This is a genomic window from Streptomyces sp. NPDC004327, from assembly GCF_042873935.1.
GTDB lineage: Bacteria > Actinomycetota > Actinomycetes > Streptomycetales > Streptomycetaceae > Streptomyces.
On sequence record NZ_JBIAME010000001.1, the window covers coordinates 818,752 to 833,931 of the forward strand.

A 15,180-nucleotide genomic window follows, 5' to 3' on the forward strand; every position below is an offset into this window, starting at 1 on the left:
CACGCACTCCGCATAGCACCACACGCCACGCTGCCGGCCAGCTCGCGCAGGTCTCCGGCTTCATCGAGAGGCTCCCGGCGCACGCCACGGTGGAGGCGGGCGGCCGGCGGGTCGGCGACATGGGCTACTTCTACGCCCCGACCGTCGTCTCCGGCCTCGAGCAGGACGACGAGATCATCCAGAACGAGGTCTTCGGGCCGGTCATCACCGTCCAGCCCTTCCGCGATGAGGAGCAGGCCGTCGCGTACGCCAACGGCGTCGAGTACGCGCTCGCCTCATCCGTGTGGACCAGGGACCACGCCCGGGCCATGCGCATGTCCAAGGAGCTGGACTTCGGCTGCGTGTGGATCAACACCCACATGACGCTGGTCCCGGAGATGCCTCACGGCGGCTACAAGAAGTCCGGTTACGGCAAGGACCTCTCCGCGTACGGCTTCGAGGACTACACCCGCATCAAGCACGTGATGACGGCGATCTGATCCGGTTGAACGCGGCCGCGGTGGTCCCACGAACCCGCCGCGGCCCCTTCACGCCTCGACGCACGGATCGACCACGTCGTTGGGCGCGCTGCTCGCGCTTGCTCATCGGCGGCATCGGCCAGGGCCGGCACCACGGCGGCGGGGGCGGTCTGATTCGGTGCGTGTGGAGTACCCGCGAGACCACGGCCCAGTGCCGTGGCGGGGCGTGAAGAAGCAGGAAGCCAGGGAATCCAGGCCGGAGCCCGCGCCGCGTCTCGGCGCGGACTCCGGACCGGAAGGCCAGAATCCTCTCCCTTTCCAGGGAGAGGACGCACGTCACTGCTTGCCGTAGCCGACGGGGTCGACGGTGACGCCCTGACCGGACTCCGAGCCGTCCGTCACCGGGAGGCTGAGGCCGATCCGGAGCGACTTGGAGTGCGTCTCGTTCGGCGGGGTCACCACGATGGAGACGATCCGGAGGCCGGTGCCGCCGGTGTCGTTGGGCGGGGTGTGGAGCGTGAAGCGGGTGGTCTCGCCGCCGCCGAGGACGACCTCCCGCGGGGTGTTCGCGCTGCGGCGCGCGCTGAAGGTGTCGCCGTCCGACGTCTTCAGGTCGACGCCGGGAAAGCCCTTGAGCGAGCAGGCGTCGCTGTTGTTCTTCAGGCTGACCAGGACGTCGCCCTCGCCCATGCCGTGGTCGGCGGTGATGGCGAGATTGGCCGTCTTGCACGGGCCGGTGTTGATCTGGCCGCCGCCGCTGCCCTTGTCACTGCCCTTGGCGCTGCCGTTGCCGGAGTCGCCACCCGTGCTGCCGTCGCCCGTGGCGGTGCCGCCGTTGCTGCCGGTGCTGTCCGAGGGGGCCGCGGAGTTCCCGGCGGCGGGGGAGGACGCGGTGTCGTGCGACGGGGCGGCGTCGGTGTTGCCGTCCTGGCAGGCCGTCAGAGTCAGGCCAGCGAGGACGGCCACGGTGGCGAGGGTCAGCTTCTTCGTCAGCCTCGGCTGGACGTGCATCGGGACTTCCTTGCTGTGGTGTGGGAGGCGGTGCGGGGCGGTGGTGCGCTGCTGATCATTAAGACACAGCCTGCGCCTGCCCCGTTCCGATCCCACGCTGCTGGGACGTGTCCCTGACAGACCTGTTACACGCGGGCCCGGGTCGGACCGTGAACGCGCCCCACCTCGTCGCCCTCGTCCGCGCCGGAGGCCGCGTCGAACGCGCCCACCTCGTCGAACGTCCCGAAGCCCGCGCGGCATGAGCGATCGCAACCGATCCGCAGAACGCCACCCATGGATCTGGGGGTCACGGGCGCGGGAAGCGGACGCGCGTGGCGTCGATGCAGGTGTCCCGGGACGTGGGTCCGCCGAACCGAAGACGGTCGTAGGCCGTGAACGCCGGTTCCAGCGTGTCGAGTTCGCCGACCAGTGCGTGCAGCCGCTCAGACCAGGGTGCTGAACCGGCATCGGGCTCGTTGGCTGCGGCGCTGATCGCGGTCGTCAGGTAATCCTTGCGCTGAATGGCGGCCGGGGTCACCGAGCGCAGGCACACGTACTGTCCGCTGAGATAGGCATTCCACTCCGCCTTCCCGGTGATCGCGTCGGCCCAGTGAGCGGTGAACCACGCTTCGAGCAGTTCCACGCCGCCGGCTTCGTCGGCGAGGGCGAACAGGTCGGCCGGCACCATCTCGGCACCGTCGGAGCGCAGATATCCCGGAAGCGGCAGATGCTGCCCCAGCATCAACCGGCGGACCGCATCGGCATCGCGGCCATGGAGTGCGCACAGTTCCTCCAGGGCAACGAACTGCGCGCTGACGTATGCGTCATCGGCATCGGTCATCGGATGGTCGCCGTTGACTTCGCGGAATCGCTCGGCGAGCCGCTGCTTCAGGTCTGTCTCCGGCATCGGGTCGCCTCCGGGTCTGCCAGCGCGGGCATCTCCCGCACAGGACTCGGCACGCTAGCGGCCGGACGGTTCGGCACTCACCGAACCATCGATGGAATCACGACAGCACGAGGGCACCTCGCCCTCGCTCCGCCCACCGAACCTCAGCTCTTGACGATTACTCGGGCGAAGAGGGTGGTGGTACCCACCGGGACACGGTTGTGACTGCGGCGTTCGGGAACGCCAGGCACTATCGGAAGGAGCGGCCGGGACGGATCCGGCCAGAGAGAAAGTGGGCTCTCCATAGTCGGACGCACCGGTCGACGGACAGTGGGCGCCTGGTGCGCCCTGCCAGGGATGCTCAGAAGAAGCCGAGGTTCTTCGGGGAGTAGCTCTGGAGGATGTTCTTCGTCTGCTGGTAGTGCTCCGGCATCATCTTGTGGGTTTCCCGGCCGACCCCCGACTGCTTGTACCCGCGGTGGCGCGCAGCTTGGCGACGTGCTGAAGGATGCGGTCGCGGTCCAGGTTCCGTGGTGCGCCGACGGCCGCGACCACCACACGCAGCCGTACTGCTGTACTAGATTCGATCATGACGGCTGAACGGGACTCCCGGAGAAGGTCCGGTGGATCGGCCTGAACCACGAGGAAACGGCCCGCGACCGCTGCACACATCGACCGGCGGAGGAGCGAACCTGCCATGCGCACCACTACGCACACCGAGATAGTCGTCGTCGGAGGCGGGCCGGTCGGCATGCTGATCGCCGCCGAGCTGGGGGCGTACGGGATCGATGTCGTGGTGCTGGAGGAGAAGAGTGCGACATCTGGTCAGCCAAAGGCCGGGACCGTCCATGCCAGGGCCGTGCAGGCGCTGGCCCGGCGGGGCTACCTCGGGCTGCCACGGGTCTCGGATGCTCCGGTGACCGAGCAGTTCCACTTCGCCGGAATGCCCGGACTGACGATCACGGTTCCCGCGGCCGAGCCGGAGCCCGTCCTCAAGCGCGCACAGGCCGATCTGGAGCGGGAGTTCGAGGATCGGGCCCGGGAGCGCGGAGTGACCGTGCTGCGCGACCACCGGGTGACCGCGCTGCGCCAGGAGCCCGACGGGGTCGAAGTGGTGGCCGAAGGGCCCGGGGGCGAGCACACGTACAGCGCCGGCTTCCTGGTCGGGGCCGACGGCGCGCGCAGCACCGTGCGCCGGGAGGCCGGCTTCACCGAGGACACCCACCCCGCGACGGTCTCGGCGATGATGGGCCTGGTCAAGCTGATCGAGCCCGGTGGAGCGCCGCGGGGCTGGTGCCGTACCGAGCGGGGCTGGGTCATCGTGAAGCCCCTTCCCGACGGGCACGCTCTCGTACGCACACTCGACTGCGACGGGCCCCATCCCCACCGGCACACACGGGCGACCGCGCAGGAACTGCAGGACGAGGCATCCCGGATCGCCGGTTACGACATCCCGATGGAGGATGCGCTCTCCGTGACGCGGTTCAGCGACTTCACCCGGCTGGTGCGCCACTACCGCAAGGACCGCGTGTTCCTGGCGGGGGACGCCGCGCACGTGCACTTCCCGATCGGGGGGCAGGGGTTGAGCACCGGACTGGTCGACGGGCTCAACCTGGGCTGGAAGCTGGCCCACGCCGCGCGCGGAACGGCGGGCAAGGGGCTGCTCGACACGTACGACGACGAGCGCAGGCCGGCCGCGCAGCGGGTCATCGACACCACGCGCGCCCAGCTGACGCTGATGCGTCCCGCCCCCGACCTCGACCCGCTGCGCGCGATGGTCGCCGAGCTGCTGACGCTGGAGCAGACCCGTCGGCACGTGGGCGACTTGATCAGCGCGCAGGAGACGGTGTACCCGGCTCGCTCGGGCTTCGCCTCCCGGTGGGAGGGGCGGTTCCTGGAGAACGTCGTGGTGAAGGACGGCGCGGAGCCGCAGGACGTCACGGGGCTGCTGGCCGACGGCCGGCCTCTGCTTCTCCTGTCCGGCGAGCGGGCTGCGGCGTACGGCGAGTCGGCCCGGGGCTGGGCCCATGTGCTGAACACCGTCACCGCCTCACCGGATGCCGCCCTTCCGTGCGAGGCGATGCTGATGCGTCCTGACGGCCACATCGCCTGGGCACCGGACGCGGGTGACCTCACCGACGCCCTGCGCCTGTGGTTCGGCGAGCCCCGGTAGGCGGCGGCGGGCAGCGGCCCGCCCGCTGATCGAGCCCCGGTCGGGGCGCGGCGGAATCGGTGCTCGACCGGGGCGGCATCCACGGTCTTCCGCCGTGTCCGGGTCGCCCGGTCCTGCCTCGCCACGCCACCGCCTTTGCGCCCGTGACCCGGATCTCTTCGGTGATCAATAACGTGATCGACGTGGGATCACCCGTCTGATTGGATCTTGCCTCGGGTGCGGCTCGCCTGTCGCCGCCGCCGAAAACCACGGGGGATTCATGAACACGACGACGAACGATGAGGGAGGCCTCCGGCCGCCCAGCGAGCCGTTTCCCGCGGCACTGGCTCAGCTGCATCGCGCCAGGGAGGCCGACGCCTTCCCGGTCAGCTGGACGCGGACGCGGGACGACCACTACTCGGTCATCGCCCACTGGCCTGGTGAACACCCTTACTTCATACCGGTACACGGGCACCGCTACGATCCGCTGCTCGTCACCGAGACCATGCGCCAGGCCACCCTGCTCGTGCTGCATGCAGGGTACGGCGTTCCCCTGGGGCACCACTTCCTCCTGACGGAGCTGCAGTTCACCTGCCGCATGGACCGGCTCGCCATCGGCGACGGGCCCGGGGAGGTGGAGGTACAGGTGGTCTGCTCCGATGTGCAGCGGGCCCGTGGGCTCGTCTCCCAGTTCAGGGTCGACATGGTCGTCCGCCGCGCGGGGTCGGCCGTGTCCACGGGCGTCATCCTGGGGCGGACCGTCGGTCCGGAGGCCTACCGCCGGATGCGGGGCGACCATGGCATCCCGGGATTCGAGGTCCCTCGGACGCCTCCGGTGACCGCCTCGCTCGTCGGCCGCTCACGCCCGGAGGACGTCCTGCTCTCGCCCACCCCGCAGGACCGGCTGTGGCAGCTGCGGGTCGACACCGAGCACCCGGTCCTGTTCCAGGGCGAGAAGGACCACGTGCCGGGGATGCTGCTCCTGGAAGCAGCCAGGCAGGCGGCCGAACTGGCGACGCAGTCCCAGCCGTTCGTCCCCTCCTCGGGACGCATAGGCTTCCAGCGCTACGCGGAGTTCGGTACCCCCTGCTGGATACGGGCCCACGCCCTGACCACCTCGCGCGCCGGAACGACCGGCATCACCATCACGGGCAGCCAGGACGACGGCGCGGTGTTCCTCGCCGAGCTCTCCTCGGCCCTTCCCGCCTGCTGACGGGACGGCAACGCAGACATGATCCTTGTCACCGGAGGAACCGGCACGGTGGGGCGGGAGGTCGCCCGCCTGCTGGCCCCCGGCCGCCCGCTGCGCATCCTCACGAGGCGGCCCGAACTCGTCACCGCCCGAGGGCCCGCCGTCACCGTGGTCCGCGGCGGCTTCACCGACCCCGAAGGCCTCCACCGGGCTCTGACGGGAATCCGCGCCGCCTTCCTGGTCACCAACCGGGTGGCGGAGGAGGACGACGCGCGGTTCATCGACGCGGCCCGGGCCTGCGGCGTACGGCACCTGGTCAAGCTCTCCGCGGCCGCCGTGGAGGATCCGGAGGCGGACGCTCTCATCACCCGCTGGCAGCGCGAGAACGAGCGGGCGGTGCGGGAATCGGGACTGGCATGGACCTTGCTGCGTCCCCGGTCCTTCATGTCCAACACGCTGTCGTGGGCACCGGCCGTCCGTTCCGAGGGCGTCGTGCGCGCGCTCTACGGGGAGTCGGCCAACGCCTGCGTGGACCCGCGCGACGTCGCCGAGGTGGCGGTGCACGCTCTGACACAGGACGGGCAGGAAGGCCGCGTGCACGCGCTTTCCGGTCCGGAGGCGGTCACCGCGCGCGAACAGGTCGCCGTGCTCTCGAAGGTGCTGGGGCGACCACTGCGCTTCGAGGAACTCGGGCCGGAGCGGGCCCGCTCCGCACTGCTGGACCGCTATCCCGAGGCGATCGCCGAAGCGCTGCTGCGCAGCGCCGGGCGCCAGCAGGCCGGCGCGAAGGCAGGGGTGGACTCAGTGGTGCCCGCGATACTGGGACGACCCTCACGGACCTTCGAAACCTGGGCGGCGGACCACGCGCAGGCATTCGCCTGACCGTCCGGGCACGGGAGTCGGTTCCCTCGTACACCCGGGTCGGGTCGACGGGGTCGACGAGCACGCACATCAGGAGCAGGGAGAGGAGCGCCCCCGCCGCCGCTGCGCCCGCGACGAGCCGGTCGCCACGGCCCCTGCCCCTGCGGACGAGTACGGCGATCAGCAGGGGCCGGGGTGGTGGGTCAGCGCTTGGAGATGCGGACCACTCCGGTCTCGGTGCCCTGGTAGAGGGTGCCGTCCGGGGCGGCCGTCCCCCGCATCTGCAGCGGGTTGTAGACCAGCCCGATGCCCAGGAAGGCGCTGGTGAGCTGGGCGCCGGTCGCCGGGTCGATGACGGAGTGGTGGTACTGGGCGAAGGTGTTCAGGCCGGCGCTGCCCGTCGGCCCGGTCACCGAGACCGTGTAGATCTTCCCGTCGGCCAGGGAGAGCCGGGGCAGTGCGGCGGACTTCACCGGGCTGTTCCACACCACCGAGCAGCCCGTCCCCTCGGCGTTGACGTCGATCCGGCTGAGACCGCCCTCGAAGTTCGCGGAGGACGGCTGGCTCGCCGGAGCACCCTCGGGCAGGGCCGGGTAGGGGTAGCCGTAGGTGTTGGTGACGAAAACGCTGCGCCCGGAGGCGATGACGGCGTCCTCGGTGCCGCTGCGGGCGTACTGGGTGAGCACGGGGATCCGGCAGATCGGGTCCGGTCCGCCGGCCGCCCGGTAGACGAGCAGGTTCCCGTGCGGGGCGGCGTTGTCGACGATCGTGACGTACTCGGTGCCGTTGCCCGGCCCGAAGAAGCTCGGGGTCGTGCCGGTTCCCCAGCTGAGCTGGCCGGGCTTGCGGGCCGGACCCCGGTCGTACGGCGCCCGCCAGTCCACCACGGGGGTACCGTCCGGGCCGGCCGACAGGAGGTAGAGCGCGTGGTCGGTGGCGACGGCGGTGTGTCCGGGGACGGTGGAGATGCTGTTCTGGACGCCCTCACCGGTGCTGACGCTGCGCACCGCCCCGGTGCCGGTGTCCACGGTCCCGATCACACCGCCGCTGGTGGCGAACCAGACCCTGCCCTCCCAGTCGGGAGTCAGGCCGACGATGTTGTCCCCGGCGGGGACGGCGTTGCCGAGCGGGGTGGACTGCTCGACTTGGAGGGTCCAACCGGAGCCGGCGCGGCGGTGGCCGACGCGCACGAGGTCGTTGTTCCCGTCGACGACGACCAGCCGGTCGCCGTTGTCGAGGTAGGCGTACACGCCGCCGAAGAGACTGCCCTTGGGCAGCGCCAGGGAGGCGAGGTCGGCCCCGGTGACGGGGTCGAGAAGGTGCACGGTCGGCGTCTGGCCGAAGATGCTGGTGCAGAGCGCGATCACGTAGCCGTCGCTGCCCACGACCACGGTGGGGCAGGCCGAAGCCAGCGCCGTGCGGGAGTAGTCGATGGCGGACGTCCCGGGCCCCGGGTAGGGCGTGGTACCGCTCGAGGCACTGTCGCCGTGCATGGTCGCGGCGCCGTTGGCCGCGGTGGCCGGGTTCTGCGGCGCCTGCGGGCCGAACGGGGAAGCCGTGTCGGCGGCGGCGGGGGCGGCGGGGGCGCTGCCGAGCGCCACGGCGAGGGAAAGGGCGAGCACGGCAAGGCGCCCGCCAGCGGGCAGGGAGAACGGCATCAGGGGGGTCCTCGTGACTGGAAGGGGAGGCGACGGCTGCGCAGCGAGGGGCCGGCGGCCGCATCGGGTGCCGCGGCACCCAGGGGTCGGCCGGCGTGGTGGGAACGGCCGACGGGCGGCTGCCGATGGTGCGGCCCGGCCCTTGCTTCCGTGTGGCGGTTGCTCCCCGGAACGGCTCTGACCGCCACGCTATCCGCCGCCCCCGTGATTCGGATCTTTCCGTGGCGGCCGGCCACAGCTTGTTCACGCAGTTCACGTTCCCGCAGCATGCGGGCAACACGCGGCGGGGGCGTACGGACCTCCGCCGGTGTCGCGGCCGGTGTCGCTGTCGGCGGTCACGGGCCGGGAACGGATCCGCCGCGCATGATCTCGGTGAGACGGCCGCGCAGCCGGGCGAACTCGGGTGAGGCCCGCAGCGCGGATACGTCCGTGCCGGGTCCCCTGGCCAGGTCCACCGGCAGCTCCGCCACCACCCGGCCGGGCCCCGCGGCCATGACCAGCACCCGAGAGCCCAGCAGCACCGCCTCCTCCGCGGAGTGCGTCACGAACAGCACCGTCGTGCCGAGCCGCCCGGCCAAGGTCCGCACCTCCTCCTGGAGCCGCTCCCGGGTCAGGGCGTCGAGCGCGGCGAACGGCTCGTCCATGAGCAGGAGTTCGGGCTCCGCGGCCAGTGCCCTGGCCAGCGCCACCCGCTGCTGCTGACCGCCCGACAGCTCCCACGTCCGCCGGCCCGCCATCCCGGGCAGTCCCACCCGTTCCAGAAGCCCGGCGATCCGGCCGGGCCGGTCGGATCTCGGCACGCCCAGCCGGGCCAGCGCGAAGGCCAGGTTCCCTCCCACCGTGCGCCAAGGGAACAGCCGGGGCTGCTGGAACACCACTCCCGCCCCCGCGCCCGGCCGGGGGAGCGCGCCCCGGACCCGGGCCTGGCCCGTGGCGGGCCGCTCGAAGCCCGCCACCACGCGCAGCAGGCTCGTCTTGCCGCAGCCGGACGGCCCGACCAGGACGACGAACTCGCCGGCATGGATCCGTACGTCCACGCCGTCGAGCGCCGTCACCGGCGCCTTCGCCGACCCGTACCGGACCGACACGCCCGCCAGCTCGACGACCGCGGCCCGCGTGTCCGGCTCGTCAGTTCGCGGCACGGCCGAGCTCCTCCACCGCGAGCGCCCGCCCGAAGACCGCCTCGTCCGGCACGGAGTCGACCGCCTTCTGCCCCTTCAGGAACACGGCGGCGTCGTGCAGGTTCGCCGCGAGCTTGCCGGGGGCGCCCGGCCTGCCCAGGTAGTCGGGTCCGGTCTGCTCCTTCGCGCTGAGCAGCACCAGTTCCGACAGCTGCCGCTTCGCCTCCGCCACAGGCAGTCCGAGCTCCGCCCCGATGGACTTCGCGGCCTGGTCCGGTGCCGTGCGCGCCTGTGCGACGGCCGTGTCCTGGGCCTTGATCCAGGCGGTGACCACTTCCGGGTGCCTGGCCGCGAACGCGTCCGTCACCACGCCGAGGTCGGCCGTCGGCTTGCCCTCCTTGGCCAGTTCACGACTGGTGACGAGCACCTTGCCGTCCTTGGCCAGTTCGCCCAGCGTCGGCGTCCACACGTAGGCGGCGTCGATGTCCCCGCGCTTCCACGCGGCGAGCGCGTCCTGCGGCTGGAGGTCGATGGTCTGCACGGACGACGGCTCCACACCCGCCGCCGTCAGCGCGGCGAGCAGCGAGTAGTGGGCCGTCGACCCGAAGGGAGTGGCCACCTTCTTGCCCACCAGATCCTTCACCGAACCGATCCCGGGCTTGGCGACGAGCGCCTCGTTGTCCCCGATCAGGTCGTGGATCCACACCACCTTGTACGGAATGTTCAGCGGCGCGGAGAGCCCCTTGGTGACGGGGCTCGACCCGGCCAGACCCAGGTCGACCGACCCGGCGATGACGGCCGTGTTGACGTCGCCACCGGACTCGAACTTCACCCACTTCACGTCGACTTCGGGAAGGGCCCGCTCCAGCAGCCGCTGGTTCTTCACCACCAGGTCGGCGTTGGGTATCGCCTGATAGGCGATCCGTACGGTGATGCGCCCCGAGGATCCGCCGGCCCCGTCGCCGTCACCTCCGCAGGCGGTGGTGACGGAGGCCGTCAGGGCGACGGCCGCGGTGAGCAGCAGGGTGCGGCGGGACAGACGTGCGGGCATGGACGATCTCCGGTCTGGGGTCGGACGGCCAAGGAACGAGGCAAGAAGGGGAACGGGAAGGAAAGGGGGGCGGGAATCAGGCGCGGCCGCGCCACGGCACGGCGATCCGCTCGACGAGCCGCAGGAGCGCGTCCAGCACGATCCCGGACAGGCCGATGGCGAGGATGCCCGCGATCACCAGCGCGGTCTGGTTGTAGCGCTGCGCATCGCGGATCATGCCGCCGATGCCGGGCACACCGTTGATGGTCTCCGCCGCGACGACCGAGGTGTAGGCCACGCCGACGGCGATGCGGACACCGGTGAGGATCTCGGGCAGCGCGGAGGGCAGCCGTACGGACAGCAGCAGCGCCGTCGGCCCCGACCCCAGCGCCCGTGCGGCCTCGACGAGCTGGCCGGGCACCGTGCGTACGGCCGCCGCGGTCGCCGCGGCGATCGGCGGCAGGGCCGCGATGACCAACAGCCAGATCTTCGGCGCCTCGTCGATGCCGAACCAGATGACGAGCAGCGAGAGGTACGCCAGCGGCGGCAGCGTCCGCAGGAACGTCACCGCGGGCTCCAGTACGACGGCCAGCGGCCGGACCGTACCGATCAGCAGCCCCAGCGGCACCCCGGCCAGCACGGCGTACGCGGAGCCGGTGCCGATCCTGCCCAGGCTGACGCCCAGATGCTCGATCAGCAGATGGCCGCCGTAGCCGCGCACCCCGTCGTGCACCGTGGAGGCGAGGACGAACTGCCGCCACACATCGCCGGGCGAGGGAACCAGGACCCGAGGCCACACCTCGGCGGAGACCACCGCCTGCCAGGCGGCGAGGAGCACGGCGAGGGCGACGAGCCGCAGCCCGCCCCACCGGAAGGCCTCGCGCAGGCGGTCCCGTCGGGGGGATTCCGACCCGGCCCCGGTACCGGCCGGTTCGGGGGCGGGTTGCGGCATCCGGTCCGGACCGGATGCCGCAACCGTCGTCGTGGGAGCGGTCACGGGGCTTCCGCCCCGGTCAGGGCGCGCAGCCGCGCGGCCACTTCCTCGCCGACCCGGTACGCCTCTTCGAGGTGCGGGTAGCCGGAGAGGACGAACTCGTCGATGCCCAGGGCGCGGTACTCGGCGAGCCGTGCGGCCACCTCGTCGTGCGAGCCGACCAGCGCGGTCCCGGCGCCCTCGCGGACCAGGCCGATGCCCGCCCACAGGTTCGGCGCCACCGTGAGGCGGGCGGCGTCCGCGACCCCGCCGTGCAGCGCGGTCATCCGGGCCTGCCCGGTGGAGTCCATGCCGGCGAACCGCTCCTGGCTCGCCCGTACGGCCTCCGGGTCGAACCCGGCGAGGATCCGGTCCGCCTCGGACCAGGCCTCGGCGGCGGTGTCCCGGCTGATGACGTGCAGCCGCAGACCGAACCGTACGGTGCGGCCCGCCGCCCGGGCCCGCTCCCGCAGCCGGGTGATGCGCGCGGCGACGGCGGCGGGCGGCTCGCCCCACAGCAGTTGTACGTCGGCCTGCCGCGCGGCGACCTCCTCGGCGGCGGGGGAGGCCCCGCCGAAGTACAGGGGCACGGGGTGGCGCAGTTCCGGATCGGTGAGCCGGGCGCCCGCGATCCGCAGGTGGGCGCCGTGGTGGTCGGCCGTCTTGCCGTCCAGCAGGGTACGCAGGACCGTCATCACCTCCTCGGTCCGGGCGTACCGCGCGTCGTGCTCCAACCAGTCACCGTACGCCCGCTGTTCGACGGGATCGCCGCCGGTCACCACGTTGAGCGCGAGTCTGCCTCCCGCGAACCGGCGGAAGGCGTCGGCCTGCTGGGCGAGCAGTGTCGGACTGGCGAATCCGGCGCGGAACGCCACCAGGAACCCGATCCGGGTGGTGTGCTGCGCGAGCGCGGCGGTGAGGATCCAGGGATCCACGCAGCCGAGCCCCACGGGCGTGAGCAGCGAGTGGAACCCGGCCTGCTCGGCGGCGCGGGCCACCTGGGCCAGGTACGGGATGTCCGCGGGCCGCCGGGTGGCGGATCCGGTACGGCCCTGGACGGCGGTGACGCCGCCGGGATCGCGGCCGTCCCCGCCGGTGGGCAGGAACCAGTGGAGCAGGAGGGGGTTTTCCGGCATGAGGGGACCTCGTCGAAGCAGCAGCACGGCACGCGCCACCACCGAGGGGAGGTGGCACGTGTACGCGAGCAGAGGGGAAGACGGAAGGACGCGCGGAGGGGCGCGCGGTTGTTCCGTGCGGGATCAGGAGCGGCGGATCGCCTGGTCCTCAGCGGACCCGCGGATCAACAGCCGTGCGCACGAGGGGAATCGGCCCGACACAGCATGGTCGAAACACGCAGCAGATCTACGTGACGACGCGATACGAGTACGGGGGCCATGGCCGCATCCTGTCGGGGCGGCTCCGGAGCGTGCAAGCGGAGTCCGAGTGCTGGACCATCCCGTTCGGCATCCCGAGATCCAGCGCTACGGCGGCCACGCCCGCCACGGCGGCTGGGACCGCGGGGCTGTTGCCGCAGCATGGCGAACGCGTGGCGGTCGCGCGAGGTCCCGGACGGGGGGCGTTCGCAGTGCCTAGTATCCGCGGCAGGGCCCCCACCCGGCGCATCGCGCGCCCCGTCCCCCTTCCCCTTCCTCCTCCCTCCGCAAGGACGCGTGCCGCCATGACCGTTCCCCGTGCCATCGGAGTCGCCGAGGCGCAGCCGCGCCTGGGTGAGCTGACCGTCGTAGACGTCCGCACGCCGGGCGAGTTCGCCACCGGCCATCTCCCGGACGCCCTCAACGTGCCCCTCGACAGGCTCGCGGGGAGCGTCCCGGAACTGCGGGCGGCCGCCGAGCTGACACCCCTGCTCGTGGTGTGCGCCTCCGGAGCCCGCTCGGACCAGGCCGTCACGGAGCTCGCCGTCCACGGCATCGCCGCCTCCGGCCTGAGCGGCGGCACCCGGGCCTGGGCGGCCGCCGGGCATCCGCTCCAGCGGCCCGCCGGTCCCGTACGGGCCGTCTGGGCGATGGAGCGGCAGGTCCGCTTCACCGCCGGCGGCATCGTGCTGCTCGGCCTGCTCCTCGGGCTGCTCGTCCACCCGGCCTTCGAGCTGCTGTCCGGGGCGATCGCGGCGGGCCTGGTCTTCTCGGCGGTCACCGACACCTGCGCAATGGCCGTGCTGCTCGGGCGACTGCCGCTCAACCGGCGCGGAACGCGGGCCCGCGCCTGACCGCCGGACCCGCGGCCCCGGGCCGCACCGGTCCGGCCCACCGCGCCCCCGGAAGCTGGACCGGCCGGATCCCGGTCCGGGAAGACCTCATCCACCCGGGGCGTGCCCCTGCGGCCACCTGACGAAGACACTCCTGCCGACTGCCCGCGCCCCGTGAGGCCCTGAAGGGAGAACGGAAGGGCTGCGCCCGGGCGGGCGACCTCTACCTGCGCCACGGCGCCACCGCTCCGCTTCCGTGGCGATGGCCTCGACCGCGGCGGGGCAGGAAGAGTTCACGTCTCGTCACTCACCCCGGTATCGACGTCACACGCTGGGCGTCTGTCGGCGGGAACGCCGAGCGTCGCCAAGATCTCGGCCGCGCCGCGCTCCGCGAACGTGCGGGCCCTGACCGGCCGGCCTGTCGAGAAGAAGGCCGGCGAGTCGGCGCTGCGCGACCTCGTCGTCGACTTCTTCGCGCACCACAGCGCCGAGTACGACATCCGCGCCCAGCTGTGCACGGACATCGACCGCATGCCCGTGGAGGACGCGTCGGTCCTGTGGCCCGAGGAGCTGTCACCCCACGAAGTCGTGGCCGTACTCCACCTGCCCGCCCAGGACGCCTACAGCGACGCCCGCCGCCGCTACGCGGACGACGTCCTCTCCTTCAGCCCCTGGCACGCCCGTGAGGCCCACCGTCTGCTGGGCTCCATCATGCGCTCGCGCCGCGCCGCCTGTCCCAGCTCCAGCGACTTCCGCCACCGGCTCAACGGGGTCGACCCGCAGGAGCCGGCGAGCATCAAGGAGCTTCCCGCCTGAGCAGGAAGGCCGATCCGGGGATGTGGCCACGGATCGGGGCGGGACTCACATGTCAGAATGGATGTGCCCGTTCTTCGTCCGGTTTTCATCATCGAGGTCTTCCGTGTCCCAGCCCGTTGGCCGTGTGCCGCAGCGACGCAACGCACGGTCCAACCGGGCGCGCATCCTGGCCACAGCGCGCCAGGAGCTCGGACGGAACCCCGACACCACTCTGGAGGAGCTGGCGCGCGCATCCGGTGTCGTCAGGCGCACTCTTTTCGGGCACTTCCCCGGACGGGCGGCGCTCCTGGAGGCGCTGGCCGAGGAAGCCGCCGAGGCTCTCCAGGCCGCCGCGGCGGCCGGGGTGAAGGCGACGGAACCGGCCGAGCCGGCACTCGCGCGCTTCTCGTTGTCGATGTGGCCGGTGGGCGACCGCTACCGGATGCTCCTGGCGCTGGCCCAACGGGACCTGGGCATGGAACGGGTCGCCGAGATCCTCGAACCCGCCCGCGTCACGGTCACCGCCATTCTGGAACGGGGGCAGCGGGACGGCGTCTTCCACTCCCACCTGCCGCCCGCGGTCATGGGTGCCGGCCTGGAGGCGATGACGGTCGCCCTGCTGGAACAGGTCAACACCGGCGCGCTGGAGGACGACGGGACGCGTACGGCCGTCGCCACGCTCATCGCGGCCGGTGTGCCGGAGAAGCAGGCGCGCCTCGTGGTCGATGACGTGGCCGCCGCGATCGCGGCGGAAGCCGTCGCCGATAGCTGAGTCGCAGCACGGCTGTTGGTGCGGAGATGGATCAGACCCCGGTGCGAAGGCATCGGGGTCTTCAACAAAAAGGGGACGGGCCGAAC

The 15,180-nt window shown here is 72.1% G+C and carries 13 protein-coding genes and 1 pseudogene; 7 read left to right on the plus strand and 7 right to left on the minus strand.

Going from position 1 to position 15,180, the window contains the following annotated elements; genetic code table 11:
* Positions 1-32: 32 nt before the first annotated feature.
* Positions 33-479 (plus strand): annotated as a pseudogene (locus ACFYU9_RS03470) (aldehyde dehydrogenase family protein); the annotation flags it as partial.
* Positions 480-794: 315 nt separating this feature from the next.
* Here the strand turns inward: ACFYU9_RS03470 and ACFYU9_RS03475 are convergent.
* Both ACFYU9_RS03475 and ACFYU9_RS03480 read right to left on the minus strand, forming a co-directional pair.
* Positions 795-1,469, minus strand: a complete 675-nt coding sequence (locus ACFYU9_RS03475) for a DUF4232 domain-containing protein (RefSeq protein WP_389341949.1) — start codon at positions 1,467-1,469, stop codon at positions 795-797.
* A 286-nt stretch (positions 1,470-1,755) separates the two neighbouring features.
* The gene (locus ACFYU9_RS03480) at positions 1,756-2,355 is read right to left on the minus strand and encodes a DUF6058 family natural product biosynthesis protein (RefSeq protein WP_389341952.1); all 600 of its coding nucleotides are present in this window, start codon (positions 2,353-2,355) and stop codon (positions 1,756-1,758) included.
* A 676-nt stretch (positions 2,356-3,031) separates the two neighbouring features.
* On the opposite strand from ACFYU9_RS03480, the gene ACFYU9_RS03485 reads away from it, so the two are divergent.
* From ACFYU9_RS03485 to ACFYU9_RS03495, 3 genes are all read left to right on the plus strand, one after another.
* The gene (locus ACFYU9_RS03485) at positions 3,032-4,507 is read left to right on the plus strand and encodes an FAD-dependent monooxygenase (protein ID WP_389218034.1); all 1,476 of its coding nucleotides are present in this window, start codon (positions 3,032-3,034) and stop codon (positions 4,505-4,507) included.
* A 259-nt stretch (positions 4,508-4,766) separates the two neighbouring features.
* Positions 4,767-5,699 carry a ScbA/BarX family gamma-butyrolactone biosynthesis protein gene (locus tag ACFYU9_RS03490; protein ID WP_389341955.1) on the plus strand — a complete coding sequence of 311 codons (933 nt, stop codon included), beginning with the start codon at positions 4,767-4,769 and terminating at the stop codon, positions 5,697-5,699.
* An 18-nt stretch (positions 5,700-5,717) separates the two neighbouring features.
* Positions 5,718-6,560, plus strand: a complete 843-nt coding sequence (locus tag ACFYU9_RS03495) for an NAD(P)H-binding protein (RefSeq protein WP_389341958.1) — start codon at positions 5,718-5,720, stop codon at positions 6,558-6,560.
* Between the two features lie 182 nt (positions 6,561-6,742).
* Here the strand turns inward: ACFYU9_RS03495 and ACFYU9_RS03500 are convergent, their stop codons facing one another.
* The 5 genes from ACFYU9_RS03500 to ACFYU9_RS03520 form a co-directional block, all read right to left on the minus strand.
* Positions 6,743-8,197: a hypothetical protein gene (locus ACFYU9_RS03500; protein WP_389341961.1), complete on the minus strand. Its 1,455-nt coding sequence runs from the start codon at positions 8,195-8,197 to the stop codon at positions 6,743-6,745.
* Between the two features lie 335 nt (positions 8,198-8,532).
* On the minus strand, positions 8,533-9,339 hold the full coding sequence (locus ACFYU9_RS03505; protein WP_389341964.1) for an ABC transporter ATP-binding protein: 807 nt from the start codon (positions 9,337-9,339) through the stop codon (positions 8,533-8,535).
* Positions 9,326-10,369 carry an ABC transporter substrate-binding protein gene (locus tag ACFYU9_RS03510; RefSeq protein WP_389341967.1) on the minus strand — a complete coding sequence of 348 codons (1,044 nt, stop codon included), beginning with the start codon at positions 10,367-10,369 and terminating at the stop codon, positions 9,326-9,328. The genes ACFYU9_RS03505 and ACFYU9_RS03510 overlap by 14 nt, the downstream gene beginning before the upstream one ends.
* A 76-nt stretch (positions 10,370-10,445) precedes the next feature.
* The gene (locus ACFYU9_RS03515) at positions 10,446-11,300 is read right to left on the minus strand and encodes an ABC transporter permease (RefSeq protein ID WP_389342971.1); all 855 of its coding nucleotides are present in this window, start codon (positions 11,298-11,300) and stop codon (positions 10,446-10,448) included.
* Positions 11,301-11,341: 41 nt separating this feature from the next.
* Entirely contained in the window at positions 11,342-12,457 is a 1,116-nt protein-coding gene (locus ACFYU9_RS03520; RefSeq protein ID WP_389341971.1) for an LLM class flavin-dependent oxidoreductase, read from the minus strand.
* 542 nt (positions 12,458-12,999) lie between these two features.
* On the opposite strand from ACFYU9_RS03520, the gene ACFYU9_RS03525 reads away from it, so the two are divergent.
* The 3 genes from ACFYU9_RS03525 (at position 13,000) to ACFYU9_RS03535 (ending at position 15,094) form a co-directional block, all read left to right on the plus strand.
* Complete coding sequence (locus ACFYU9_RS03525; RefSeq protein ID WP_389218054.1) at positions 13,000-13,548, plus strand: rhodanese-like domain-containing protein; 549 nt, start codon at positions 13,000-13,002, stop codon at positions 13,546-13,548.
* A gap of 375 nt (positions 13,549-13,923) precedes the next feature.
* Positions 13,924-14,343, plus strand: a complete 420-nt coding sequence (locus ACFYU9_RS03530) for a hypothetical protein (protein ID WP_389341974.1) — start codon at positions 13,924-13,926, stop codon at positions 14,341-14,343.
* Positions 14,344-14,446: 103 nt separating this feature from the next.
* Positions 14,447-15,094, plus strand: a complete 648-nt coding sequence (locus ACFYU9_RS03535) for a TetR family transcriptional regulator (protein ID WP_389341977.1) — start codon at positions 14,447-14,449, stop codon at positions 15,092-15,094.
* Positions 15,095-15,180 lie beyond the last annotated feature (86 nt).

Excerpts from the sequence above, each read along its gene's own strand:
- ACFYU9_RS03475 (WP_389341949.1), bottom strand. The coding sequence starts at position 1,469 with ATGCACGTCCAGCCGAGGCTGACGAAGAAGCTGACCCTCGCCACCGTG.
- ACFYU9_RS03480 (WP_389341952.1), bottom strand. The coding sequence starts at position 2,355 with ATGCCGGAGACAGACCTGAAGCAGCGGCTCGCCGAGCGATTCCGCGAA.
- ACFYU9_RS03485 (WP_389218034.1), top strand. The coding sequence starts at position 3,032 with ATGCGCACCACTACGCACACCGAGATAGTCGTCGTCGGAGGCGGGCCG.
- ACFYU9_RS03490 (WP_389341955.1), top strand. The coding sequence starts at position 4,767 with ATGAACACGACGACGAACGATGAGGGAGGCCTCCGGCCGCCCAGCGAG.
- ACFYU9_RS03495 (WP_389341958.1), top strand. The coding sequence starts at position 5,718 with ATGATCCTTGTCACCGGAGGAACCGGCACGGTGGGGCGGGAGGTCGCC.
- ACFYU9_RS03500 (WP_389341961.1), bottom strand. The coding sequence starts at position 8,197 with ATGCCGTTCTCCCTGCCCGCTGGCGGGCGCCTTGCCGTGCTCGCCCTT.
- ACFYU9_RS03510 (WP_389341967.1), bottom strand. The coding sequence starts at position 10,369 with ATGCCCGCACGTCTGTCCCGCCGCACCCTGCTGCTCACCGCGGCCGTC.
- ACFYU9_RS03515 (WP_389342971.1), bottom strand. The coding sequence starts at position 11,300 with ATGCCGCAACCCGCCCCCGAACCGGCCGGTACCGGGGCCGGGTCGGAA.
- ACFYU9_RS03520 (WP_389341971.1), bottom strand. The coding sequence starts at position 12,457 with ATGCCGGAAAACCCCCTCCTGCTCCACTGGTTCCTGCCCACCGGCGGG.
- ACFYU9_RS03525 (WP_389218054.1), top strand. The coding sequence starts at position 13,000 with ATGACCGTTCCCCGTGCCATCGGAGTCGCCGAGGCGCAGCCGCGCCTG.